The sequence below is a fragment of the Burkholderia sp. AU27893 genome, from assembly GCF_002223205.1.
Classification (GTDB): domain Bacteria; phylum Pseudomonadota; class Gammaproteobacteria; order Burkholderiales; family Burkholderiaceae; genus Burkholderia.
In genome coordinates this window covers 2,095,642-2,120,538 of the sequence record NZ_NKFD01000004.1, presented here as the reverse complement: position 1 = coordinate 2,120,538, position 24,897 = coordinate 2,095,642, and the positions used below count along the sequence as shown (strand labels likewise).

Sequence of the window (24,897 nt, the reverse complement as noted above, 5' to 3'; positions counted from 1 at the left end):
GAACGGGCGTGCCGTTGCGCGTTTTGAAGCGACGTGGCGAAAGCGGCCGCGTAGTCTCGGAAACACTCAATCACCGGGAGAAGACGATGAAGGTATGTGTTCTGGGCGGCGGCCACGGCTGCCATGCGGCGGCGATCGACCTGCTCGAGAAGGGCCATGACGTGACGTGGTGGCGGCGCGACCGCGAGCCGCATGCGCGGCTGCGCGAGCTTGGCGTGCTGAACGTCACCGACTATCGCGGCACGCGCGCGGTGCCGCTCGGCGATGCGCCGGGTGCGATCCGCCTGACCGGCGATCTCGCGGCCGCGCTGCGCGGTGCGCAACTCGTCGTGGTGCCGCTGCCGGCTACGTCGCACGAAGCGCTCGCCGCGCAGGTCGCGCCGCTGCTGGAGGACGGCCAGGTCGTGTTCCTGCCGCCCGGCACGTTCGGCAGCTTCGTGTTCGCGCAGGCGGCGGCCGATGCCGGCAACCGTTCGCGCGTCGCATTCGCCGAGACGGGCACGCTGCCGTACCTGGTGCGCAAGCATGGCGACAACGACGTCGTGATCAGCGCCTATGCGACACGCTTGCCGACCGGTGTATTTCCGGCGAACGCGGCCGGCTGGGCGTTCGATGTGCTGCGCGCGGGCTATCCGTCGGTCGAGCCGGTCGAGGATGCGTTGTCCGGTGCGCTGATGAACGCAGGGCCCGTGATCCATCCGCCGCTGATCCTGATGAACGCCGGGCCGCTCGAACACTTCGACGCATGGGACATTCACAACGAAGGCACGCAGCCGTCGATCCGCCGCGTGACGAACGCGCTGGATGCCGAACGCATCGCGGTGCGCGAAGCGCTCGGTTACCGCGCGCCGCATTTCCCGCTCGCGGATCACTATGCGGCCGATGGCGACGAATGGATGTACGGGCGCGGCGCGCACGGCAAGCTGACCGATAGCGGCGACTGGCGCGAGAAGATCGATCTGCGTGCCCATCGCTACATGCTCGAGGACACCCGGCTCGGGCTGTCGTTCATCGTGTCGTGCGGGCGCTGGGCCGGTGTGCCGACGCCGGTCGCGCAGGGGCTGTTGAGCATCGCGAGCGCGGTCGCGGTGCGCGACCTGTATGCGCAAGGGCGCACGCTGGAGCGGCTCGGGATCGCGGCGCTGTCGAAGAACGCGATGCGTGCGCTGCTCGACGACGGAGTCGCGGGCGTTGCGGGAGTTTCAGCATGAGCGCCGTCGACGTGACGCGCGTGCACGTGCTCGGCGCGGGGCGCATGGGGCAGGGGATCGCGCTCGTGTTTGCGTTCGCCGGAATCGACGTGACGCTGATCGACTTCAAGCGGCGCGATGCGGCTGGCCAACGCGCCTTCGACGGTCGCACGCGCGACGAGATCGCCAGGCCGCTGCATGCGCAGGTCGCGCTCGGCCGCATCGAGGCCGCACAGGCCGATACGGTGGTCTCGCGCATCTCGCTCGTCGCACGGGACAGCGCGGCCGAAGCCGTGCGCGATGCAGACGTCGTATTCGAGGCACTGCCCGAAGTGCTCGACGCGAAGGCCGACGCGTTGCGCTGGCTCGGCGAGCATATCGATGCGCACGCAACGATTGCGTCGACCACGTCGACGTTCGTCGTCACCGAGTTGCAGCGCCATGTCGCACACCCCGAACGGATGCTGAACGCGCACTGGCTGAACCCTGCATTGCTGATGCCGCTCGTCGAGATCAGCCGCAGCGACGCCACCGCCCAGCCGGTGGTCGATGCGCTCGCCGCGCTGCTCGAACGTGTCGGCAAGAAGCCGGTGATCTGCGGGCCGGCGCCCGGCTACATCGTGCCGCGCATCCAGGCGCTCGCGATGAACGAGGCCGCGCGGATGGTCGAGGAGGGTGTCGCAAGCGCGGAGGATATCGACACGGCCATCCGCACCGGCTTCGGCCCGCGCTTCGCGGTGCTCGGGCTGCTCGAATTCATCGACTGGGGCGGCTGCGACATCCTGTACTACGCGTCGAAGTACCTGGCCGGCGAGATCGGCCCGCGCTTCGCGCCGGCCGCGAGCGTCGTGCGCAACATGGAAGCCGGGCGCGACGGGGTGCGCACGGGGGCCGGCTTCCACGACTATGCGGACGTCGACGTGCCCGCCTACATGCGGCAGCGGCTCGGTGAATTCGCGCGGTTGCTCGATCATCTGGGACTGGCCCCGGTGTTCGACGGCGGACGAAGCAGGCAGGATGCGTAGCGCGGATATCGATGTCGCGCGCGCTCGCGGTGCCACGAAAGCGCGCAGGTGGCACCGTGAGCCGGTGTGTCCGACACCCGCCGGCAAGCGCACGGAAACGGAAGCGCAGGCGGCCGACGCGTGCCGCACGCTCACACCGTATCGCCTCGCGCGCCGGCGTCGGGCGCGACGCGCGTCTCGCGCATCACGCACAGCGTCGCGACGGTCACGAGGCCGAGCGCAACGAGAAACAGCGACACGGGCCACGACGCGTGATAGCGCGCGAGCAGCGCGGTCGCGATCAGCGGCGACATCCCGCCCGCGAAGATCGACGCGACTTCATGCCCGAGCGCGACGCCCGAGTAACGCACCTCGGTGCTGAACAGTTCGCCGACGAGCGCGGGCAGCGTGCCGATCATCGCGCCGTGACTCACGGCGGTGGCGACCGTGAGCGCGAGCCACACGAGCGGCGTCACGCGCGTGTCGAGCAGCCAGAAGAACGGGAACGCGCACGCGACGAGGCTCAGCGCGCCGATCAGGTATACGGGCTTGCGGCCGATCCGGTCGGACAGCTTGCCCCACGCGAGCATCGCGCCCATCTCGACGATCATCGCGATCATCACGCCGGTCAGCATCACGCCGTTCGGGATGCCGACGTATTTGCCGTAGACGAGCGAGAACGCGAGGAAGATGTACGCGCCGCCGTTCTCGGCCACGCGCAGCCCCATCGCGAGCAGGATTTCCTTCGGATGACGACGAATGCATTCGACGATCGGCAGGTGCGTGTGCGCACCGCGCTTGCCGGCCTGCTCGAAGTCGCGGCTTTCCGGCAGATGGCGGCGGATGTAGATGCCGATCGCGAAGATCACGACGCTCGCGAGGAACGGCAGCCGCCAGCCCCACGTGCGGAACGCGTCGTCCGGCAGCGCCTGCGCGGCGAGAAACGCGGCCGACGACAGCACGAAGCCGCCGCCCACGCCGAGCTGGCTCCACGCGGCGTAGTAGCCGCGCTGTTCCGGCGGCGCGTTCTCGCTGATCATCAGCACGCCGCCGCCCCATTCGCCGCCGGACGCGATGCCTTGCAGCAGGCGCAGCACGACGAGCGCGGCCGGCGCCCACACGCCGATCTGCGCATAGGTCGGCAGCAGGCCGATCGCAAAGGTCGATGCGCCCATGATCAGCAGCGTCCACACGAGCGACGCCTTGCGCCCGTAGCGATCGCCGACGTGGCCGAACACGATCCCGCCGAGCGGCCGCGCGACGAAGCCGAGCGCGAAGGCCGCGAACGCGGCGAGGCTGCCCGTGAGCGCCGATGCGCCGGGCGGGAAGAACACATGGCCGAACACGAGCGCCGCGGCCGTGCCGTACACGAAGAAGTCGTACCACTCCATCGCGTTGCCGGCGACGGAGGCGATGACGATCCGGCGCAGTTGCCGGTCGGCGAGCGGCCGGGCGGCGCTCGGGGATTGCACGGTGTCGGTTGGATACATGGCGGACTCTGAAGGGGAAGGCAGGCGCGTACTGTCTGTGCAGCACTGCGGGCTAGTGTTGTCGGCACCGTGCCCCCGGTCAAATCCGCAGAAAAAGGGGAGGGTCATCACTCCCGCTGATGATGGTCGCGGCGCGTCCCCGCGCCTACCCTACGCTTTCCCGCAGCAGCGCGATCATCCGCTGCGCCAGCGGCGGCACGTACGCGCCTGCCCGGTGCATCGCGCCGATGCGGCGGTCGAGGTCGAGCTCGCCGGCCCGCAGGTCGAGCGCGCGCAACCCGGTGACCTGATCGAGCGCATCCGCGCCGCCGACACACAGCAGCGGCGTACCGCGCAACAACTGCAGCAGCGACGTATTGCCGAAGTCCGTCTCGATGCGCAGGCGCGGCGCGGGCAGGCCGCGTGCGCGGAACGCGTCGTCGATCCGGTGCCGCACGGGAAGCGTCGCTTCCGGCAGCAGCCACTCCTGATCGGCGAGATCCGCGAGCGTGAGCCCGCGCTTGCGCTGCAGCGGGTGCGCGGCGTCGGCGAGTACCGTCAGCCGGTCGTCGAACAGCGCGATGGTGTCGAGGCCGGCGTCCGGCTGCTGCGGTTCGGGCGCGACGACGAGGTCGAGCTCGCCGGCCGCGAGCAGGTCGAGCAGTTCGCGCGCGAGCCGGCAGCGCAGCCGCAGCCGCGCGGCCGGCCGCTCGCGGATCAGCTGCCGGCACGCACCGAGCACGAACGCATTGGGCACGGTCGGCGAGTAGCCGATCCGCACCACGCCCTGCTCGCCGCCGCGGATCGCACGCATCTCCTGCATCGCGTCGTCGAACTCGAGCGCGATCCGCTGCGCGCGCGCGACGAAGCGGGCGCCGGCCGGCGTCGGCGTCATCCCGTTCGCGGTGCGCTCGAACAGCGTCACGCCGACCTGCGCCTCCAGCCGCTGCACGGCTTTCGTGAGCGCCGGCTGTGACAGCCCCAGCGCCTCGGCGGCCTTGCCGATGCTGCCGTGCCGCTCGACGGCCAGCAGGTACTCCAGATCGCGCGTGTCCATCGGGGGATTCCTGTCGGTTATGACTTTATATCCGGTGATGCATTGTGGTGATGCCTGGGCATCTTACAGACTGGCGGCACTGTTCGACCAGGAGAATCGTTTTGAGCTTCGCCTACTTCCTGCGGCGCGCGGCCCGCTACTGGGGCAGCCAGCCCGCCGTGATCCACCGCGACCGCGCCGTCACGTACCGCCAGCTCGACGAGCGCTCGACACGGCTCGCGAATGCGCTACGCGGCCTCGGCTTCGCCCCCGGCACCCGCATCGCCGTGCAGGCGCGCAACTGCATCGAGCTCGTCGAGATCGAATGCGCGCTGTACAAGGCCGGCCTCGTGAAAGCCGCGCTGAATCCGCGCTTCACGGCGGCCGAGGCGGCCGACGTCGTCGGCAACTGCGCGCCCGCCGCATTCATCGGCGGGCGCGGCTACACCGATTACACACCCGATTCGCCGGGCTTTTCGTCGGTCGAGCGGTTCGTGTCGATCGGCGGCGCGGTGGCCGGCTATCTCGACTACGACACGCTGGTCGCGAAGGGCAGCGATACGCCGCCCGACTATCTGCCGGCGCAGGACGACCTCGCCGTGCTGCATTTCTCGTCCGGCTCGACGGGGCGCATCAAGGCCGCGATGCAGAGCTACGGCAACCGCCTCGCGTCGCTGCGCAAGATCGTGCTGGGGATGGATCGCCCCGCGCAGCCCGGCGATCGGCTCGCGCTGATCGGCCCGATCACGCATGCGTCCGGGATGCTGATGCAGCCCTACCTGTTCTGCGGCGCGACGCTCGTGCTGTTCGACGCGTTCGAGCCCGCGCATTTCCTCGCCGAGGTCGCGCGCCAGCGCATCACGCACACGTTCATGGTGCCGGCGATGGTCAATATGCTGCTGAACGCGCCGGAGCTCCCGCAGGCCGACCTGCGCAGCCTGAAGGTGCTCGGCTACGGCGCGGCGCCGATGGCGCCGGCGCGCATCGAGGAAGCCTGGGCGCGCATCGGCCCCGTGCTGTCGCAAGGCTACGGCGCGAGCGAATCGACGTCGGGCGTCACGCGGCTCGGCATCGCCGACCACGCGCACGCGCTGCTGCACGATCGCGAGCGGCTTGGATCGTGCGGCCGGCCGCTCGGCGAAACCGAGGTGCGGGTGGTCGATGCCGACGGGCGCGAAGTCGAAGGCGACGCGATCGGCGAGATCGTGATTCGCGGCGCGGACGTGTTCCAGGGCTACTGGAATGCGCCGGAGCTGACGCGCGAGGTGCTGGTCGACGGATGGCTGCACACGGGCGACCTCGCGCGCACCGATCGCGACGGCTTCATCTATCTGGTCGACCGCAAGCACGACATGATCATCTCGGGCGGCTTCAACGTGTATCCGACCGAAGTCGAAGCGGCGCTGTACCGGCACGAAGGCGTGCTCGAGGCCTGCGTGGTCGGCGTGCCCGACGACAAGTGGGGCGAGGCCGTGAAGGCCGTGGTCGTGCTGCGCGCCGGCCGTGATGCGCAGGCGGACGATCTCGTCGCGCACTGCCGCGCGCAGCTGGCCGACTACAAGCTGCCGCGCTCCATCGATTTCGTCGCCGAGCTGCCGAAGAACGCGAACGGCAAGATCGCCCGCAAGCTCGTGCGCGAGCCGTACTGGCGCGGTGTCACGCGCCGCGTCAACTGAAGGAATCCGCCATGTTCGATCATCTGCAACGCCCTGAATTCGTCGCGCTGCGTGCGGCCGTGCTGCGCTTCGTCGACGACGAACTGCGCCCGATCGAGCGCGAACTGCGGCTCGACTCGGAAGACGTGTGGCCGCGCGACGTGCTGCGCCGCGTCTGGCAACGCTCCGCCGCGCTCGGCTTCTATACGGCGAGCCTGCCCGTCGAGATCGGCGGGCAGGGGCTGTCGATCGCCGAGGTGTGCGCGCTGAAGGCCGACCTCGCCGCGAGCGGCGCGGCGCTCGCGCCGCACGTGCTCGGCGAACTCGGCGGGCCGCCGCGCGTCGGCAACATGCTGAAGTACGCGACGCCCGCGCAGCTCGATCGTTATTTCAAGCCGGTGATGCGCGGCGAGAAATCGACGTGCTTCGCGCTGACCGAACCGCACTCGGGCTCGGACGCGATGAGCATCCGCACCACGGCGGTCGAGGACGGCGATGCGCTCGTGATCAACGGCACGAAGCACTACATCAGCGGCGCGCCGTTCGCCGATTTCGCGATCGTAATGTGCGTGACCGATGCGTCCGCGACGCCGCCGCAGATCACGGCCGTGCTGGTCGATCTCGACCTGCCCGGCGTGAGCGTGGAGCACGAGTACGTGCCGATGTCCGGCCAGCACATCGATGCGGACCTCCGCTTCGTCGACGTGCGCGTGCCGCGCGAGAACGTGTTCGGTGGGCTCGGCAACGGCTTCCGGCTCGGCATGTCGCGCATCAACGTGAACCGGCTGCTGCATTGCCCGACGATGCTCGGCCTCGCGATGTCGGCGTACCGGGCGTCGCTCGACTACGCACGCACGCGCCGGCAGTTCGGCGGCCCGATCGCGCGGTTCCAGGCCATCCAGCACATGCTCGCCGACATGGCCGCCGCGCTGTGGGCATGCGAAAGCATGATCGCGCATACGGCCGCGCTCGCCGATGCAGGCGCCGACCTGCGGATGACGGCCGCCGCCTGCAAGCTCTACGTGTCGGAGCGCTGCTTCGAGGTCGCGGACAAGGCCGTGCAGATCCACGGCAACGTCGGCGTCACGCGCGGCCATCCGGTCGAGCAGACGTTCCGCAAGCTGCGGATGTTCCGGATCCTGACGGGCACCAGCGAGATCCAGCGCAACACGATCGCGAAGGCGATTCTCGAGCCGGCCGGCGCGGGAGGCGCTGCATGACGGCCCGCGACGACGCACGTGGCGCGTGGCCTGCCGCCGATGGTGACGGCGACGCGCCGGCCTGGTCGTGCCTGCGCGGCGTGCGGATCGTCGATGCCGGGCAGCTGCTGCCCGGGCCGCATGCGTGCGCGTTGCTGCGCCAGCTCGGCGCGGACGTGATCAAGGTCGAGCCGCCGGGCGGCGACGCGTTGCGGCAGTTCGGCGCCGACACGTTCGCGCAGTTCAACCGCGGCAAGCGCTCGATCGTGCTCGACCTGAAGACGTCCGACGGCCGCGCACGCTTTCTCGATCTCGTGCGCGACGCCGATGCGGTGGTCGAAGGCAACCGGCCCGGCGTGATGGCGCGGCTCGGGCTCGGCTACGACGTGCTGGCGCACGCGAACCCGCGCATCGTGCTGTGCTCGATCACCGGCTATGGGCAGCACGGCCCGTATGCGAACCGTCCCGGCCACGACCTGAACTTCCTGGCCGACGCCGGTTACTGGTCGGTGCCCGCGCAGCTGCATGACACCGTCGCGCGGCCGCGCGTGCGGCTGGCCGACCACGCGGCCGCGTTGCACGCCGCGCTCGCGCTGGCGGTGGCCGTGATGAGCGCCCGCACGAGCGGGCGCGGCCAGCATCTCGACGTGTCGATCCACGACGCGATCTTCGCGTGGACCGCACCGGCCGCGTGGGCGCTGCGCACCGGCCGCGATACGCCCGACACGGCGCGCTGGGTGATGCCCGACAACGACCTGTTCGAGACCGCCGACGGCCGGCACATCGTGCTCGCGACGCTCGAGGACAAGTTCTGGGCCGTGTTCGCCGATGCGCTCGGCGACGCGTATCCGGCGCTGCGCGAACCGCGCTTCGCGCAACGCGCGGGCCGGCAGCAGCATCGGCACGCGCTGGGTGCGCTGTTGCGCGCGATCTTCGCGACGCGCACGCAGGACGACTGGATGCGCGTGCTCGGCACGCTCGGGCTGCCGGTGTCGCGCGTGCCCGACGCGAGCGCGGTGTTCGACGATCCGCACGTGCGCGAGCGCGGCGTCGCCCGCGAGGTGGCGGCCGACCGGTCGCTCGCGGTGCGCTTCCCGGTGAAGTTCTCGCTCGGCCTGCCGGACGGTGACGACCGGGTGCCGGCGCCCGGCGAGCACGGCGGCGGATAGCGCGACGCCATCGGCCGCCGACGATAAATACACAGGAGACAGCCATGACGAATGGTGCGCAGTACCGCCCCGGACGGGCGTGGTCCATCGCGACGATGCTCGCGCTGATGATGCTGGTGAATTTTCTCGACAAGGTCGTGCTCGGCCTCGTGTCGGTGCCGATGATGCGCGACCTGCATCTGAGCCCGACGCAGTTCGGCGTGATCGGCGGCAGCCTCAACTGGCTGTTCGCGGTCGCGGCGGTCGCGGGCGGTATCGCCGCGAACCGCTGGCCCGCGAAATGGCTGCTGTTCGCGATGGCGGCCGCATGGGCGCTGCTGCAACTGCCGATGCTCGCCGCGAGCTCGATCTGGGTCGTCATCGCGTGCCGCGTGCTGCTCGGCATCGGCGAAGGGCCCGCATCGCCGGTCGCGACGCACGCGATCTACAAATGGTTTCCCGATACACGGCGCAATCTCCCGGTCGCGCTGCTGCACCAGGGCAGCGCGACCGGCCTGCTGATCGCGGGGCTCGCGATTCCGGTCGTCACGTCGCACTGGGGCTGGCGCGCGAACTTCGCGGTGCTGGCGGTGCTCGGGGCCGTGTGGTGCATCGCGTGGGCGGTGCTCGGCGAGGAGGGCACGCTGTCGCGCGGCCCGCGCGCGGCCGGCGGCGAACGCGTGCCGTACGGGCGGCTGCTCACCGACCGCACGGTGCTCGGCAACTTCCTCGGCCACTTCGCGGCGAACTGGATTCTCGCGATGACGCTCACGTGGATGCCGACCTACCTGCAGCTCGGGCTCGGCTTCGGGCCGCACGAGGCGGGGCGCATGTTCGCGCTGTTCGTCGCGGTCACGTCGCCGCTCAGTCTCGCGCTGGCCTGGCTGTCGCAAACCTTGCTCGCGCGCGGCATGCCGTCACGCCACGGGCGCGGCACGTTCATCGCGGTCACGCTCGCGATCGCCGGCGCGATGCTGGCCATGCTGCCGGTGCCGGAGCTGCCGCGCGCGGCGAAGCTCGTGCTGCTGACGCTCGGCAGCGGCCTCACGCTGACGATGTACTCGATCGGCCCCGCGATGCTCGCCGAGGTGACGCCGGATGCCCAGCGCGGCGGCGTGCTCGCGCTCAGCAACGGCTTCGCATCGCTCGCGGGCCTCGGCGCGCCGGTCGTCACCGGGATGCTGATCGAGGCGAGCGGCGCGTCGGTCGCGCGCGGCTTCGAACAGGCGAGCGTCGTGTGCGGCGTCGTGCTGATCGCCTGCGGCGTATTCGCCGCCTGGTGCCTCGATCCGCAGCGGTCGCTGCGGCGCCTCGCGGGCGACACGGAGCGTGCCGCGCCGACGGTCGGCGCGTGCGGCCGCTAGCGCTTGCCGCGCACATCGCATTGCATCGCATTCGGCGTACGGCCTGCCAGTCGGGCCGCGGCGCCTTTCGACGGGAGCAGTACCACGACACGCCGCGCGATGACGCGGCAGGAGGAGACATGAAGAAGATGGTCGCGGCGGCGCTGATCGGCGCGCTGTGGGGGAGCGCGCATGCGCAGTCGAGCGTGACGCTGTTCGGCCAGGTCGGCGGCGGCGTGCGATGGGTCAACGGGCAACAGGGCGGCAGCCAGGTGGGCTTCAACGGCACCAACATCATTGCCGGCAACGAGTTCGGGATACGCGGCAAGGAGGATCTGGGCGGCGGCACGACCGCGCTGTTCGTGCTCGACGGTGCGTACAACACCGGCACCGGCGCGTTGAAGACGCCGGGCACGCTGTTCTCGCAGGCCGCCTATGTCGGCGTGTCGGGCGCGTTCGGGCGATTCACGTTCGGCCGCCAGTTCAATGCGGCCGAGGATCTCGGCATCGCGCTCGATCCGCTCGGCGGGCGCGGGCAATCGCTGACAGTGGAGCCGGGCGTGCAGTTCGTGGGCAATTTCTTCACGCTCGACTCGCGCTTCAACAACACGATCAAGTATCTCGGCCAGGCGGGCGGCCTGCGGTTCGGCGCGAGCTATTCGCCGGGCGGCGTCGCGGGCAACACGCGTGCCGGCACGAATTTCTCGGCGGCGGCAATGTACTCGTTCGCGAACGTGATGGGCGGCGCGTCCTATTCGAAGACGTACAGTGCCGACGGCACGCAATCCGCGCAGACGATCCAGACGGGCGGCACGCTGCAGTTCGGGCCCGCGCGCCTGTATGCCAGCTACGCGTCGCTGGCCGTGACCGCACAACGCGCCGGCGCGCCGACGCGACACGATGATATCCCGTCGCTCGCGCTGCTCGTGCAGCCGACGCCGCGGTTGCAGTTTTCCGCAGCCGGCTTCTACGACATCGCACGCCGCATCGGCAATGTCCCGGGCGCGGACGGCAACAAGCTGACGGTCTACGCGGTCGCCGAGTACTTCCTGTCGAAGCGCACAGAGCTGTATGTCGAACTCGATCGCAACGGCATGACGGGCGCTTATATGCGCGACCCCGTGACGCGCGCCGCGTTGGGTTTGCGGCCAGGCGCGAGTGCGACGACCGGCGCGACGCTCGGGATGATGACGCGCTTCTGAACGCGGCGTCTTTCTCATTCTATGAAAAGAGGAATCCTTATGAACATCCTGAAGAAGTCCGTTGCGTGCAACATGCTGGCGATCGCAGCGTGCTGTACCGCCCTGACGCCAGCGTTGGCGCAATCGGACGCGCCAGCCGGGCCGTCATCCGCGCCGGTTGCCACTGCCGCGCCGGCGGCATCGGTCGTCAAGCAGCGCAAGGCGGCCGACCGCAAGCTGATGCGGCGCGTGAGCGCGGCACTGGCCCGCACGCAGGGGCTGAATGCGACGCGCGTGCTCGTGCGCGTGCGAGACGGTGTCGTGACGCTCGCCGGGTCGGTGTCCGACACGGGCCAGGCTGCGCTGGCGGCCGAGGCGGCGCGGGGCGTCGACGGCGTCGTGTCGGTCGTGAACCAGTTACGGATCGACAGCCAGCCGTTGTGACGCGTACGGCTCGGGCTCACGGCCCGAGCGGTCGGTGCCCGAGCGCATGCCGTTGCGCGCATCGCACGGGCTATCCGGGAAAACCGCATAGGCGCATCACGCGTCGCCGTTTCGTCAGCTTGCTTACGCAAGCCATTCATGTCTGAGTAAAGCGCGCCATGTCCAGCGGACACGCACGCTTTCGTTTGTCTTGCAGCGGCGCGCCGTCCCCGCTCGTTTCCTCGTCATTCGATTTTCAACTGCCGCTCAGTTGAACATTTCATTTCTTGATGTGATTGCGGCTGGATACCATCCAGCGACTGTCTATACAACCCGATCGGCGCGTATGGGCGGGCTCAAAAAAAACACAACACATCGATGAACAGGTTTGGAGCGGAGAAGACGGAGATGGTGAGAATCAAAGGTGGGAAGGCGGGCGCCGCAGGCGTGGGCGCGGCGGTGGTCATGCTGTTTGCCGGCGCCGCGCACGCGCAGTCGACGGTGACGCTGTACGGGATCGTCGACGCGGGCGTGACCTACACGAACAACGCGAAGGGCCACGCATTGTGGCAATTCACCGGCGGCAACGAATCGGGCCCGCGCTGGGGCTTGATCGGCACCGAGGATCTCGGCGGCGGCCTGAAGGCGAACTTCCGTCTCGAAAACGGCTTCAACGTCGCGAACGGCGCGCTCGGGCAGGGCGGCCGGATGTTCGGGCGGTCTGCGTGGGTCGGCCTGAGCGGCGCGAACTGGGGCGCGGTGACGCTCGGCCGCCAGTACAACTCGACGCAGGACATCCTCGGCTCGCTGCAGATGAGCAGCTTCCTCGCGCAGTACTCGACGCACCCGTTCGACAACGACGACATCAACAACACGTTCCGCACCAACAACGCGGTGAAGTATGTGTCGCCGACGATCGCGGGCCTGCAGGCGAACCTCGTGTACGGCTTCTCCAACTCGACCGGCTTCGCGAACGACAACAGCTGGAGCGCGGGCGTCACGTACGTGAACGGGCCGCTCAACGCGGGCGCCGCGTATGCGCGCGTGAACCATCCGGCGGTCAGCACGAGCGGCGCCGTTGCTTCGGACAACTACTATCCGGCGTCGGCATCGGTGTTCGGCGCGAGCCTCGGGAACGCGATCCGCCAGCAGATCTGGGGCGCGGGCGGCAGCTACGCGATCGGGCCGGCCACGCTCGGCCTGCTGTACACGGGCTCGAACTTCGGGCAGGCGACGGGCGGTGCGCTGCGCTTCAACAACTACGAAGGCAGCCTGCGCTACCTGATCACGCCGGCGCTGATGGCCGCGGCCGGCTACACCTATACGCAGGTCGCGCGCGCCAGCGACAGCGGCCACTACCACCAGGTATCGGCCGGCGTGCAATACCTGCTGTCCAAGCGCACCGACGTGTACGTGAACGGCTTCTACCAGAAGGCGTCGTCGGGTGTCGGCCGGGCGTGGATCGACGGCACCGACAGCGCGTCGTCGACGACGTCGCAGGTGGCGGTGGTGGTCGGCATCCGCCAGAAGTTCTGATGTTCTGACGCATACGCGCGTCTTCCGGAGGAGGCACTCATGAAACTCAAACTGTTGCTGGCGGCGTTGCCGTTCGTCGGGATGTATGCGGGCGGCTCGCTCGCCGAGGTGCGGCCGCTGCTGTTCGGGCTGCCGTTCCTGCTCGTCTGGAACCTGGTCTGGATGGCGGCCACCGCCGCGATCCTCGCGATCCTGTTCCGTCTCGATGAACGCGATGAACGCGATGAACGCGCCGCGGCCCGCGCCGGCCGCCCGGGAGACGTGCGATGAACGCTTCGATCCTCATCATCGCGGCGTTCGCCGTGTTCGCGCTCGCGATCGGCGTGATGGCGCGCCGCGGCCGCAAGCTTACGCTCGAGCAGTGGGCGGTCGGCGGGCGCGGCTTCGGCTCGCTGCTCACGTTCCTGCTGATGGCCGGCGAGGCGTTCTCGACGTTCTCGTTCCTCGGCGCGAGCGGCTGGACCTACAGCAAGGGCGTGCCCGCGTTCTACATCCTGTCGTACGGCTGCCTCGCGTTCGTGATCGGCTACTGGATGCTGCCGGCGATCTGGCGTTACGCGACGGCGCGCGGGCTCGTGTCGTTCGCCGACTACTTCGCGGCGAAGTACGACAGCCGCGCGATCGGCGTGCTGGTGTCGGTCGTCGCGGTGTTCGCGATGGTGTCGCTGCTGATGATCCAGTTGCGCGGGCTCGGCGTGATCGTGTCGGAGATGTCGTACGGGCTGATTCCGCAAGCGGCCGCGATCTGGATCGCCGCGACGCTGATGGCCGTGTACATGGTCGTGTCGGGCATCCACGGCTCGGCGAGCATCGCGATCTTCAAGGACGTGCTGATCCTCGCGATCGCGATCTTCCTCGGGCTGTACCTGCCGATGCATTACTACGGCGGCCTCGGCGCGATGTTCGCGAAGCTCGATGCCGCGCATCCCGAACTGCTGCGCATGCCCGAGCACGGTTTCAACCTGAGCTGGTACAACTCGACGATCCTGCTCACGTCGCTCGGCTACTACCTGTATCCGCACGGCTTCACCGCGATCTACGTCGCGAAGGACGAGCGCGCGCTGCGCCGCAACGTGATCCTGATGCCGCTGTACCAGGTGCTGATCGCGTTCCTGTTCCTCGTCGGCTTCGCGGCCGTGATGACCGTGCACGGGCTCGAAGGCGCGCAGGCCGATCTCGCGCTGCTGCGGCTCGTGAAGCAGACGTTTCCTGCATGGTTCGTCGGCATCGTCGGCGGCACGGGCCTGCTGACCGCGCTGGTGCCGGGTTCGCTGATCATGCTGAACGCGTCGACAACGATCGCGCGCAACATCTACCGCGAAGGTTTCGCGCCGAACGCGACCGACCGCGAGGTGACGCGCGTCGCGCGGATCGCGCTGCCGATCTTCACGCTGGTGGTCGTCTACTTCGTGCTGCGCGGCGGCGCGACGTTCGTCACGCTCGCGATCTTCTCGTCGAGCCTGCTCACGCAACTCGTGCCGATGCTCGCATCGAGCTTCCTGAAGCGGCCGTTCGGCACGCGCGAAGGCGCGTTCGCGGGGATCGCCGCCGGCGCGATCGTGATCGCGATGACGAACACCTATGGCGTGACGCTCGCGTCGCTGTTCCCGCGCGTGCCGAACACGCTGACGTCGATCAACCCCGGGCTCGTCGCGCTCGCGGTGAATGCGGTGGTGTTCATCGTGATCAGCGCGGGGCAGCGCAGGCTGAAGGCGCGGGTTGCTGCGCCGGTCGGTTCCGCGTGACGACTGGACGGCTGGGCGGCAGTGAAATCAATCGAACGACAACAGGACACTATGCGATGACGACCGAGGACAACCAGGCGGACAACCGCGAAGCGATCGACACGCTGATCGCGAACGGCTGCGTGATCACGATGGACCCGCAGCGGCGCGTGATCGAGCATGGCGCGGTCGCCGTGAAGGGCGATCGGATCGTTGCCGTGGGCGGCACCGATGAACTGCAGGCCCGCTACCGCGCCGCACGCACGATCGACGCGCGCCGCAAGGCCGTGCTGCCGGGCCTGATCGATGCGCATGCGCATGCGGGCCACGCGATGCTGCGCACGATCGGCGGCGCGGACGGCGATGCATGGTCGGCCGCGGCCGAGACGATCTACACGCGTGCGTCCGACGAGGCGTTCTGGGAGACCGAATCGCACCTGGCCGCGCTCGAGCGGCTGAAGGCCGGCGTGACGACGGGCGTGTCGCTGCTCGGCGGCGGCAACTCGATCATGCGCGTCGACGATCCGGTCTATGCACGACGTCATTGCGATGCGGTCGTGCGCACCGGTACGCGCTCGATCGTCGCGGTCGGCCCGTCGCGGCCGCCCGCGCCGCGTGCTTACACGCGCCACACGCCGGACGGCAGCGACACGCGCGACATCGACTTCGACACGATGTACGCGGTGTGCCAAAGCATCATCGACGAATGCCACGGCGATGCCGACGGCCGGATCCGCATCGCGCTCACGCTGCCCGTGTACGGGCCCGAGCACGACCCCGAACTCGCGCGGTACGAACGCGACTTCCGCGACCAGGCCGCGCGTTACGGCGCGCTGGCGCGCGAGCGCGGGCTGACGTTCACCCAGGACGGCCACCGCGCGGGCACGCTCGCGTTCGCGCACCGCGAGCTGGGCTTGCTCGGCCCGACGTCGTTCATGTCGCACAGCATCGACCTGACCGACGACGACATCGCGGCATGTGTCGAGACGGGCACCGCGATCGTCCACAACCCGAGCGCGATCATGTCGATCATCGGGCGCTGCCCGGTGCCCGAGCTGATCGATGCGGGCGTGACGGTGGCGATCGCGTCGGACGGCGCGGCGCCCGATCGCGGCTACGACATGTTCCGCCACATGTGGCAGTGCATGCATTACCACCGCCGACATTTCCGCGACCCGGACGTGCTGCCGCACGGCAAGGTGCTGGAGATGGTGACGATCGACGCGGCGAAGGCGCTGTCGGTCGATCACGAAGTCGGTTCGCTCGAAGCCGGCAAGCTTGCCGACATCATCCTCGTCGACCTGTTCCGGCCGCACATGATGCCGATGAACATGCCGGTGTATCGCGTGACGTGCTTCGCGAACGCCGCCGACGTGTGCATGACGATGGTCGGCGGACGCGTGCTGATGGAGGATCGGCGCGCGTTGTCGGTCGATGAGGAGGCGATTCTCGAACGGGTGAACGAAGTCGCGGCACTCACGATCGAGCGCAGCGGGTTGCGTCACCTGCTCGACGAGCCGAAGACGCTGTGGGGGCGCAGCCGCTATTGACTGACAAAAATTGACATGACGGGACGAACTCTTGTCGGTTTTGTGGCGACTAAGGAATCGTCACATCGATAGGAGTATGGATAAATGAACGTCAGGATGCCTCTTGCCGCTGCCGCACTGATCCTCGCCCAGGCCGCATGGGCCGCGGGCCCCGCGCCGACGAAAACCTGGACGATGAGCGCGATCCCCGGCGATCGCGCGGCGAGCGATGCATTCGCCGCGATGAAGAAAGGTCACACGGTGCCGGCATGGGTGACGAACGGCACCGAATCTCCGGCAACCACCGTCGTGTTCGGCGGGCACGACGTCTACGTGATGACGGCCTGCAAGCCGCACAACTGCGGGACGGAGCGCGTCGCGGTGCTGTACGACCCGCAGAAAAAGGTGATGTACGGTGTGCTGTCCGTCGCAAGCCCGAAGGGGGGCGCCGAGAAGCTGACGTGGCTCAATATCGGCGGCGGTAGCGAATCGATCGACGGACGGACGATTCTGTATGCGGCGCTGACGGGCAGCCTCGAGAACCATCCGGACGCGTTCAATTACAAGTGATGCCGGCCGATTGACGGCCAGTCATGCATCAATCGCCGTCGCTGCACGAACGGGGCGGCCGAAGTGAAGCAGGGGCGTCGCGCGATCCTACGCGACGCCCCTTTTCTTTCTCAGGTGCGGCTTGGTCGGCATGCCGCTGCGAAGGTCAACGACGGTAGATGAACTCCAGGTCGGTCGCCTCCCCGACCTTGAAATCGTACGTGCCCACGCGCTTGAACCCGGCTTTCTCGTAGAAGGCAATGGCCTTCGCGTTGCCGGACCACACGCCAAGCCACACCGGGCCGGGGCGTTCCGTGGCCAGATAGTCCAGTGCGGAGTCGAACAACGCGCGCCCGGCACCGGTTCCTTGCGTGCCGCGCCGAAGGTAGATCTGATGGATCTCCCCGGCACCGTCGGCAACCTCCGGGTGCGGGAGCTTGCACGGCCCCGCGTGCGCATACCCTACCAGCCGGCCGTCGTCGCTTTCGGCGACCCACGTGCGGCACTGGGGATCGTTGAGCTGGCCCGTGACCGTTTCCACCGAGTAGGTCTGGGTTTCGTACGCAGCCAGATCGTGCGGCGGGTAGTCGATATTGAATCCGTCTTGCAGAAAGGTTTCGCGAAACGTGTCGCGCTTCAGTTCGGCGAGCGGGATGGCATCGGACGGCGTAGCAACGCGGATCAACATGGAGGATGGTTGGGTTCGTGGATCGGGCCGACAGTTTATCCCGGCTGACGAGCGGCTTGCGAGCGCCCGGTCGATCTGCGTGTAAGCCGTATCAAGGGCGTGTGAGCCCGAACCTGATCGACCGCAAGGCGATCGTGCCGATGCCGGTGGTTGACCGCCGACGGACATGCTAGGATTTCCGACAAACAACTTCGGAGACTGCCATGCCGTTCATCTGCGAAAACGTTGCATGCCGCGCCGTGCTGGCTCGCGGGCAGGTCAGGCCCCATCAAGAGGACTCCGGGTGGTGTTTCTACTGCCCGGACTGCAACACCCGGAACGAGTTGATGTATGTCGACGTGGCCGGCGGCGCCGTCGAACTGGTTCAGCCGGAGCGCGCCAGCCCGCCGCACAAGGTGGTGGCGACGGCCCGGCCGTTGCAGGACGGCAAATACGCCGCGCAGTTGAGCGTTCAGCGGGCGCTCGCCGTGAAGGGAACGTACGCGGCCGAAGAACACTGGGATGAACTCGGTGTGTTCGGCGACGCGCAGGAAGCCGTCGCGCACGCGAAGTCGTTCGCTACCGACCTGTTGCAGCGAGCGGCGTAGTCGAAATCATTCGGTCAACGAACCAGCGGTGTCGCGCATGCGTGCGTGACACCGCTTCGCGTTGCCCGTTCGTTCCCGTCAGTTGTAGATGTCGAACGAGAAATACTTCTTCGCGATCCGCTGGTACGTCCCGTCCTGGATCAGGCTCGCCAGCGCCTGGTTGATCTGCGTGCGCAGCGCGTCGTCATCCTTGCGCACGCCGATCGCCGAACCCACACCGAGTGTCTTCGGGTCATGCAGCGGCGGCCCCGCGAATTCGAAGTTCGCGCCCTTCGCGGTTTTCAGGAAACCGAGGTCGGCCTGCACCGACGATTGCAGCGACGCGTCGAGCCGCCCCGACAGCAGGTCCTGGTAGACGAGATCCTGCGTCTGGTACGTGCGGACGATCACGCCCTTCGGCTCCCAGTACGTGCGCGCATAGGTTTCCTGCGTCGAACCCTGCTCGACGCCGACGCTCTTGCCCTGCAGCGATTCGGGCGTCGGCTGCAGGTTCGAGCCGCGCCGCGCGACGAGCCGGGGCGGCACGTTGTCGATCTTGTCCGTGAATGCGATCTGCGCGAGGCGCTTCTCGGTCACGCTCATCGACGACAGCACGCCGTCGAACTTGCGCGCCTTCAGCGCGGGGATCATCCCGTCGAACGCGTTCTCGACCCACACGCAGCGCACCTTCATCCGTTCGCAGATCGCATTGCCGAGATCGATGTCGAAGCCGACGAGCTTGCCGTCGGGCGCGAGCGATTCGAACGGCGCATAGCTGGGGTCGACGCCGAGGCGCAGCACTGCCGGGTCTTTCGCGGCGGCGGCGCCGGCCGTCAGCGCGAGCGCGACGGCGAGAACGAGCTTTTTCATGTCTGTCTCCAATACCGATTGATGTTGTTTGTCGTGAAGCGAACCAGCGGCCGTCGGGCGTGACTGCCCGCGCCCGGCCATGCGCGGGCGGCTGGACGTTGCGCCGACAGCGGCGGCGAAACGTCCGGATTCGAAGGGGGCGTTAGCGGGCGGCGCGGGTGATGCGCACCATGCTGTGCCGGTAGCCGGCGGGCACGAACGCGGCATTCAGCGCGGCCATCGCGGCGATCACGCCGAGATGCATCCACCACGCGATCGCGAAGCCGCCGCCCGCGTCGCGCAGCCAGCCGATCAGCCAGGGGCTGGCCGCGACGGTCAGGAAGCCGATGCCCTGCACGAACGCGGCGAGCGCGCCGGCGAGCCGGGCATCGGGCAGGTGGTCGAGCGTGACGATCAGGCTCATCGAGAAGAAGCCGCCGAGACCGAGGCCGACGCTCGCGACCCAGAGCCATGGCGCGAGCGCGGGCAGCGTCGCGAACCCGATGAAGCCGGCCGCCTGCAGCGCGAGCGTGAGCCACAGTACGGCGCGGCGGTCGGGCGAACGTTTTGCGAGCATCGGCATCGCGAGCGCGCCGCTCGCCTGGAACAGCGCCATCCACGCGAGCAGGTTGCCGCTCGCTTGCGGACTCATGCCGATGCCGCGGTAGAACGCGGGCAGCCACGCGACGAGGCTGGCGTAGCCGCTGTTGCTGAGGCCGAAGAACAGCGCGAGTTGCCACGCGCGCGGAATGCGGATGAACGCGGTGAGCGGAGCCGATACGGCCGTCGCGCGCACGGCGTCGCGCGGCGCCTTCGCCCGCCACAGCGCGAGCGTGACGAGCGCCGGTACGGCCCACACGGCGAGCGCGAGATGCCAGCCGCCGTGCGCGGCGAGCCACGGGCTCGCGACCGCGCCGAACGCGCCGCCGCCGACCAGCGCGGCCGAGTAGAGGCCCATCGCGAGCGGCAGCCGGTCGACGAACCAGCGTTTCGCGAGGCCGGGCACGAGCGCCTGGATCACGGCGACGCCGGCGCCCGCGACGATCGCGGTGCCGATCAGGCCGGCGCTGCCGTCGGTCCACAGGCGCACCGTGCAGCCTGCCGCGATCAGCGCCAGCGCGACGCTCAGCGCGCGCTGCTCGCCCACGCGCCGCGCGAGCCCGACGCCGACTCCGGCGACGACACCCATCAGCACGAACGGCAGCGTGGTCAGCAGCGCGGCCGCGCGAAAGCCGAGGCCCGTGTCGGCGCGCACGACGTCGAGCACGGGGCCGAACGCGGTCAGGAACGGACGCAGGTTGAGGCCGGCCAGCACCAGCAGCGCGAGCGCGCCATAGGACACGGAAGCCGCATGCGGGCGGGGGACGGCTTGCGCGGTGCCGGGGTCGGACATCGGAATGCTCCAGGGAAGGGCCGGTGGCCCTGTGATGCGATGCCGAAAGGGTAAGCGCGCGCTACGCCAGGTGAAAATTAAATATTCGACTGGGAATCAGTGCGGAATGCGATGGGGCGGAGCGGGGCGACGGGGGGGATGGCCGTGGCCGGCGAGACTGTTCGACGGCGCGTTCATCAGATGAAACGCGCGCCGTCATGCCACGGGCATCTGCTCGGCCAGCGCTTGTGCGCGCGCGGCCACCAGCGACCGGACGAGCGCGCGATCGGCCGCCGTTTCCGGCGTAAAGATCACGAGCGTCTGGTCGGGCCGGCCGTTTACCGCGAACGCCGAATATTCGAGCGCGATGCGCCCGACCGTAGGATGGTGGATCTCCTTGGTGCCTTCCTCGTGCGAGCGGACATCGTGGTCGCGCCACAGCGCGTCGAACTCCGCGCTCGCCGCGCGCATCTCGTCGACGAAGGCCTGAACGGCCTGCGTCGCACCGCCGCGCGCAACGTCGGCGCGAAACGCGCCCACCGCGAACCGCGCGACGCGTTCCCAGTTCGCCTGCACGCCGCGCACGTGCGGATCGACGAAGATGAGCCGCAGGATGTTGCGCCGTTGCGGCGACAGCGTCGTGTAGTCGGTCAGCGTCGCGGCTGCCGCGTCGTTCCACGCGACGACGTCCCACGTCGCCGAGCGCACGATCGCGGGGCTCGCATCGAGCGAATCGAGCACGTGCTGCACGCGCGGCGACACATGGTCGGCCGCGTGATAGCGCACTTCCGGCAGGTGGCCGACGCCGATCAGGAACAGGTGCTCGCGCTCGGCGTCGTTCAGCAGCAGCGCGCGGGCGAGCCGGTCGAGCACGTCGGCCGACGGCGCTCCGCCGCGCCCCTGCTCGAGCCACGTGTACCACGCGGTGCTCACGTGCGCACGCTGGGCGACTTCCTCGCGCCGCAGGCCCGGCGTGCGGCGGCGCGTGGCCGGCAGGCCGAGCGCGGCCGGGTCGAGTTTCTCGCGGCGGGCCCGAAGGTATGCGCCGAGCAGGTTGTCGGGGGCGTCAGCCATAGCCTGTTAGTTCGTTTACCGGTAAACCGTCACGGCTTCACCGTGCACGGCGATCGACAGATAGTAAGCCTCCCTGCCATCCGGAGGTGTTGAACATGCGTGTCTTTGTTACTGGAGCGTCGGGCTTCGTCGGCGCGGCCGTCGTGGCCGAACTCATTGCTGCCGGGCACTCGGTGCTCGGCCTCGCGCGGTCCGATGCGGCCGCGTCGTCGGTCGCGGCGGCCGGCGCCGAGGTCCACCGCGGGTCGCTGGAGGATCTCGACAGCCTCACGCGCGGCGCCGAAGCCGCCGATGCGGTGATCCACACGGGATTCAATCACGACTTCTCGCGCTTCGCGCAGAACTGCGAACTCGATCGCCGCGCGATCGAGACGATCGGTGCGGCGCTCGCGGGCTCGGCGCGGCCGCTGGTCGTCACGTCGGGCCTCGCGCTCGTCGCACCCGGGCGCGCGGCAACCGAGGACGATCCGCCCGTGCCGGTGTCGTCGACCTACCCGCGGGCGTCCGAAGCGACCGCGGCCGCGCTGGCGGCGCGCGGCGTGCACGCGTCGGTCGTGCGCCTGCCGCCGTCCGTGCACGGCGACGGCGATCACGCTTTCGTGCCGCGCCTGATCGCGTTCGCGCGGGAGAAGGGCGCGTCGGCCTACATCGGCGAAGGCGACAACCGCTGGCCGGCCGTGCACCGGCTCGACGCGGCACGTGTGTACCGGCTCGCGATCGAGCGAGGCGCGGCCGGCGCGCGCTATCACGCGGTCGACGATACCGGCGTGCGGTTCAGGGACATCGCGGAAGTGATCGGCCGGCGGCTGAACGTGCCCGTCGTCGCGAAAACGGCGGCGGAAGCCGGCGAACACTTCGGCTGGTTCGCGATGTTCGCGGGGATGGATGCGCCGGCTACGAGCGAGCGTACGCGGGCGTCGCTCGACTGGGCGCCGACGCAGCCGGGGTTGCTGGCCGATATCGACCGGCCGCGGTATTTCGAAAGCTGAACGGCGGCGGGCATGCTGCTGTTGACAGACGAGTGGCCCGCCCGCCTCGCACCGTTCAGACCGTGACGACGATCTTCCCGACCTGCGCGCCGGCTTCCATGTAGCGATGCGCTTCGACGATGTCGTCGAACGCGAACGTGCGATCGATCAGCGGCTTCAGCGCGCCGGCTGCCACCCGCCACCCGTCATTCGACCGGATGCAGATCCTGCAGCAACGTCGGCACGAGTTCCGCCACGGTCGGGTGGATATGCATCGCACGGCTGATCGTCGTGTACGGCGCGCGGGCGGCCATCACGTCGAGCATCCCGTGCACGACTTCGTCGCCCGTCACGCCGAGGATCGATGCACCGAGGATCGCGTGGCTGTCCGCGTCGACGATCACTTTCATGAAACCCAGGCTCTCGCCTTTTTCCACCGCGCGGCCCACGCGCGTCATCGGGCGCGTGCCGACGAGCAGCCGGCGGCCGGTCTGCTTCGCTTGCGCGAGCGTCATGCCGACGCGGCCGAGCGGCGGATCGATGTACAGCGCGTACGCCGCGATGCGATCGGACACCTTGCGTGGATCGTTGTCGAGCAGGTTCGCCGCGACGATCTCGTAGTCGTTGTACGCGGTGTGCGTGAACGCGCCGCGCCCGTTGCAGTCGCCGAGCGCCCAGATGCCGGGCACGTTCGTGCGCAGCTGTTCGTCGACCTCGATATAGCCGCGCGCGTCGGTCGAGACGCCCGCGCGGTCGAGCCCGAGATCGTCGGTGTTCGGCACGCGTCCGACCGCGAGCAGCAGGTGCGAGCCCGCGACCTCGCGGCCGCCGCCCGCGCAGTCGAGGCCGACCGCGATGCCGTTGCCGTCGCCGTTGCGCCGTGCGCTCAGGCAGGTCGCGTCGAGCTGCACGTCGATCCCTTCGTTTTCGAGAATCTCGCGCACCGCCTGCGACACGTCCTCGTCCTCGCGCCGGATCAGGCGATCACCTTTCTCGACGATCGTGACCTTCGACCCGAAGCGGCGATACATCTGGCCGAATTCGAGCCCGATGTAACTGCCGCCGACGATCACGAGATGCTCGGGCAGGAAGTCGACGTCCATCATCGTCGAGTTGGTCAGGTACGGCACCGTGTCGAGGCCGGGCATGGCCGGCACCTGCGCGCGCCCGCCGACGTTGATGAAGATGCGTTCCGCTTCGAGCAGGTCGTCGCCCACGCGCACCGTGTTGGCCTGCTCGAAGCGGGCGTGACCCTGAAACACGGTGGTGTTCGCGAGGCCGCGCACCCATTGCTCGACGCCGTGGTTCGAGCGGCCGGAGATCTGGTCCTTGCGCGCCTTCACGGCTTGCATGTCGACGGTGACGGGGCCGCCGACCGACACGCCGTATTCGCCGGCGCGCCGCGCGAGGTGCGCGGCGTACGCGCTCGCGATCAGCGTCTTGGTCGGGATGCAGCCGGTGTTCACGCAGGTGCCGCCGAAGCGGCCGCGCTCGATGATCGCGACTTTCATCCCGGCGGCGGACAGCCGCGCGGCGAGTGGCGGCCCGGCTTGACCGGTGCCGATGACGATCGCGTCGAAGTGTTGCGTCATGACGTCCTCCAGTGCGGGTGCAGCGAGGGAGCGCGTGCGGGCGAGCCGCGTGCGAGGCCGCCGCACGGTCGCGCGACGGCAAGCGTTCATGGTAGTCCTGTTGGCGTGCGCTCGCGAGCGCGAGCGCGAGCGCGGGAGCGGCGGGGCGTGACGGTATCCGGCCGTGCCCGCGCCTGCCGGCGTCCGAGGCAACCGACGCGCAGCGCGCCGGACTGGCCGCGTCAGTCCTTGCGTTGCCACTGACCGAACGACACCGGCCGATGCGCATCGGCGCGCGTGACGGTGACGTGGTCGGGCTGGTCGTCGAGCGGGAACGATTCGGTGACGATCTGGTTCGAGAACAGCCACCCGTGCGTGTGCGGGTCGTAGCGGAACGTCACGTAGTCGGTCCAGTGCTGCCCGCACGCGACGAAGTTCTGCACGGTGAAATAGTGGCCCTTGATCGCGAAGCCGTTGTCGGCGGCATCTTCGGGATCGAACGGATCGCACTGGCCGCCTTCGTTCGCGCGCAGCACGACCTGGTCGTTGCGCGCGACGAGCCGGAATCCGTGATCCGGTTGCTCCTCGAAGATCAGCAGCGGACGCGGCGACGGCTGCTCGCGCGTATCGACCGCCCGATGCACGACGACGAGCAAGCTGTGCCGCCCGTTGTCGAGATCGGGCCCGGCATGCGCGACGAGCGGCTGGAAGCCGGCGGGTAGCTGCGCGGCGACCGATTTCGGCAGGTCGCCCGCGCGGGCGTTGAACGAAAGCGCGGCGAGCAGCGGAAGGAGCACGAACGGCAGGCGGGAAGCGCGCATCA

At 69.1% G+C, this 24,897-nt stretch carries 23 protein-coding genes and 1 pseudogene; 15 read left to right on the top strand and 9 right to left on the bottom strand.

All coding sequences use genetic code 11. The annotated features are described in order from the left end of the window. Positions 1 to 86 precede the first annotated feature (86 nt). Together CFB47_RS29330 and CFB47_RS29325 are read left to right on the top strand one after the other, a co-directional pair. Positions 87 to 1,211 (top strand): NAD/NADP-dependent octopine/nopaline dehydrogenase family protein, encoded by a 1,125-nt coding sequence (locus CFB47_RS29330; RefSeq protein WP_089463095.1) that lies wholly within the window; start codon positions 87 to 89, stop codon positions 1,209 to 1,211. Beyond that, the gene (locus tag CFB47_RS29325) at positions 1,208 to 2,215 is read left to right on the top strand and encodes a 3-hydroxybutyryl-CoA dehydrogenase (protein WP_089463094.1); all 1,008 of its coding nucleotides are present in this window, start codon (positions 1,208 to 1,210) and stop codon (positions 2,213 to 2,215) included. Before CFB47_RS29330 ends, CFB47_RS29325 begins: the two co-directional genes overlap by 4 nt. 131 nt (positions 2,216 to 2,346) lie before the next feature. Here CFB47_RS29325 and CFB47_RS29320 read toward each other — a convergent pair whose 3' ends face one another. Next, positions 2,347 to 3,684: an MFS transporter gene (locus tag CFB47_RS29320; protein WP_089463093.1), complete on the bottom strand. Its 1,338-nt coding sequence runs from the start codon at positions 3,682 to 3,684 to the stop codon at positions 2,347 to 2,349. Between the two features lie 145 nt (positions 3,685 to 3,829). Further along, the gene (locus tag CFB47_RS29315) at positions 3,830 to 4,720 is read right to left on the bottom strand and encodes a LysR family transcriptional regulator (protein WP_089463092.1); all 891 of its coding nucleotides are present in this window, start codon (positions 4,718 to 4,720) and stop codon (positions 3,830 to 3,832) included. Positions 4,721 to 4,821: 101 nt separating this feature from the next. On the opposite strand from CFB47_RS29315, the gene CFB47_RS29310 reads away from it, so the two are divergent. The 11 genes from CFB47_RS29310 to CFB47_RS29260 all read left to right on the top strand — a co-directional run bounded on the left by CFB47_RS29310 (position 4,822) and on the right by CFB47_RS29260 (position 17,007). Continuing rightward, positions 4,822 to 6,375 carry an AMP-binding protein gene (locus CFB47_RS29310; protein WP_089463091.1) on the top strand — a complete coding sequence of 518 codons (1,554 nt, stop codon included), beginning with the start codon at positions 4,822 to 4,824 and terminating at the stop codon, positions 6,373 to 6,375. 11 nt (positions 6,376 to 6,386) lie between these two features. Then, a complete protein-coding gene (locus CFB47_RS29305; RefSeq protein ID WP_089457681.1) occupies positions 6,387 to 7,574 on the top strand; it encodes an acyl-CoA dehydrogenase family protein in 1,188 nt (395 codons plus the stop codon). Further along, positions 7,571 to 8,722: a CaiB/BaiF CoA-transferase family protein gene (locus CFB47_RS29300; RefSeq protein WP_089463090.1), complete on the top strand. Its 1,152-nt coding sequence runs from the start codon at positions 7,571 to 7,573 to the stop codon at positions 8,720 to 8,722. The genes CFB47_RS29305 and CFB47_RS29300 overlap by 4 nt, the downstream gene beginning before the upstream one ends. A 44-nt stretch (positions 8,723 to 8,766) precedes the next feature. Continuing rightward, positions 8,767 to 10,065 carry an MFS transporter gene (locus CFB47_RS29295; protein WP_089463089.1) on the top strand — a complete coding sequence of 433 codons (1,299 nt, stop codon included), beginning with the start codon at positions 8,767 to 8,769 and terminating at the stop codon, positions 10,063 to 10,065. Positions 10,066 to 10,184: 119 nt separating this feature from the next. Then, positions 10,185 to 11,246, top strand: a complete 1,062-nt coding sequence (locus CFB47_RS29290) for a porin (RefSeq protein WP_089463088.1) — start codon at positions 10,185 to 10,187, stop codon at positions 11,244 to 11,246. Positions 11,247 to 11,285: 39 nt separating this feature from the next. Then, entirely contained in the window at positions 11,286 to 11,669 is a 384-nt protein-coding gene (locus CFB47_RS29285; protein ID WP_089463087.1) for a BON domain-containing protein, read from the top strand. Between the two features lie 387 nt (positions 11,670 to 12,056). Next, entirely contained in the window at positions 12,057 to 13,184 is a 1,128-nt protein-coding gene (locus CFB47_RS29280; protein WP_143330878.1) for a porin, read from the top strand. Positions 13,185 to 13,223: 39 nt separating this feature from the next. Continuing rightward, positions 13,224 to 13,454: a DUF3311 domain-containing protein gene (locus CFB47_RS29275; protein ID WP_089463085.1), complete on the top strand. Its 231-nt coding sequence runs from the start codon at positions 13,224 to 13,226 to the stop codon at positions 13,452 to 13,454. Then, positions 13,451 to 14,929 (top strand): sodium:solute symporter, encoded by a 1,479-nt coding sequence (locus CFB47_RS29270; RefSeq protein ID WP_089463084.1) that lies wholly within the window; start codon positions 13,451 to 13,453, stop codon positions 14,927 to 14,929. Before CFB47_RS29275 ends, CFB47_RS29270 begins: the two co-directional genes overlap by 4 nt. 56 nt (positions 14,930 to 14,985) lie before the next feature. After that, complete coding sequence (locus tag CFB47_RS29265) at positions 14,986 to 16,458, top strand: amidohydrolase family protein (protein WP_089463083.1); 1,473 nt, start codon at positions 14,986 to 14,988, stop codon at positions 16,456 to 16,458. A gap of 84 nt (positions 16,459 to 16,542) precedes the next feature. Beyond that, complete coding sequence (locus tag CFB47_RS29260; RefSeq protein ID WP_089463082.1) at positions 16,543 to 17,007, top strand: Ivy family C-type lysozyme inhibitor; 465 nt, start codon at positions 16,543 to 16,545, stop codon at positions 17,005 to 17,007. 145 nt (positions 17,008 to 17,152) lie between these two features. Here CFB47_RS29260 and CFB47_RS29255 read toward each other — a convergent pair whose 3' ends face one another. Continuing rightward, the gene (locus tag CFB47_RS29255; protein WP_089463081.1) at positions 17,153 to 17,674 is read right to left on the bottom strand and encodes a GNAT family N-acetyltransferase; all 522 of its coding nucleotides are present in this window, start codon (positions 17,672 to 17,674) and stop codon (positions 17,153 to 17,155) included. Positions 17,675 to 17,877: 203 nt separating this feature from the next. On the opposite strand from CFB47_RS29255, the gene CFB47_RS29250 reads away from it, so the two are divergent. Then, positions 17,878 to 18,261, top strand: a complete 384-nt coding sequence (locus CFB47_RS29250; protein ID WP_039364182.1) for a hypothetical protein — start codon at positions 17,878 to 17,880, stop codon at positions 18,259 to 18,261. 78 nt (positions 18,262 to 18,339) lie between these two features. On the opposite strand, the gene CFB47_RS29245 is transcribed toward CFB47_RS29250, so the two are convergent. From CFB47_RS29245 to CFB47_RS29235, 3 genes are all read right to left on the bottom strand, one after another. Beyond that, the gene (locus CFB47_RS29245) at positions 18,340 to 19,110 is read right to left on the bottom strand and encodes an ABC transporter substrate-binding protein (protein WP_089443156.1); all 771 of its coding nucleotides are present in this window, start codon (positions 19,108 to 19,110) and stop codon (positions 18,340 to 18,342) included. A 142-nt stretch (positions 19,111 to 19,252) separates the two neighbouring features. Continuing rightward, complete coding sequence (locus tag CFB47_RS29240; protein ID WP_089463080.1) at positions 19,253 to 20,482, bottom strand: cyanate transporter; 1,230 nt, start codon at positions 20,480 to 20,482, stop codon at positions 19,253 to 19,255. 195 nt (positions 20,483 to 20,677) lie between these two features. Further along, positions 20,678 to 21,535, bottom strand: a complete 858-nt coding sequence (locus tag CFB47_RS29235) for a helix-turn-helix transcriptional regulator (RefSeq protein ID WP_089463079.1) — start codon at positions 21,533 to 21,535, stop codon at positions 20,678 to 20,680. A gap of 95 nt (positions 21,536 to 21,630) precedes the next feature. On the opposite strand from CFB47_RS29235, the gene CFB47_RS29230 reads away from it, so the two are divergent. Beyond that, positions 21,631 to 22,524, top strand: a complete 894-nt coding sequence (locus CFB47_RS29230; RefSeq protein ID WP_089463583.1) for an SDR family oxidoreductase — start codon at positions 21,631 to 21,633, stop codon at positions 22,522 to 22,524. 55 nt (positions 22,525 to 22,579) lie between these two features. Here the strand turns inward: CFB47_RS29230 and CFB47_RS29225 are convergent. The 3 genes and pseudogenes from CFB47_RS29225 to CFB47_RS29215 all read right to left on the bottom strand — a co-directional run. Beyond that, positions 22,580 to 22,699, bottom strand: a pseudogene (locus CFB47_RS29225) (zinc-binding dehydrogenase); the annotation flags it as partial. Positions 22,700 to 22,709: 10 nt separating this feature from the next. Next, positions 22,710 to 24,095, bottom strand: coding sequence for an FAD-containing oxidoreductase (locus tag CFB47_RS29220; RefSeq protein ID WP_089463078.1), 1,386 nt, complete (start codon positions 24,093 to 24,095; stop codon positions 22,710 to 22,712). 221 nt (positions 24,096 to 24,316) lie between these two features. Further along, positions 24,317 to 24,895: a hypothetical protein gene (locus tag CFB47_RS29215; protein ID WP_089463077.1), complete on the bottom strand. Its 579-nt coding sequence runs from the start codon at positions 24,893 to 24,895 to the stop codon at positions 24,317 to 24,319. Positions 24,896 to 24,897 lie beyond the last annotated feature (2 nt).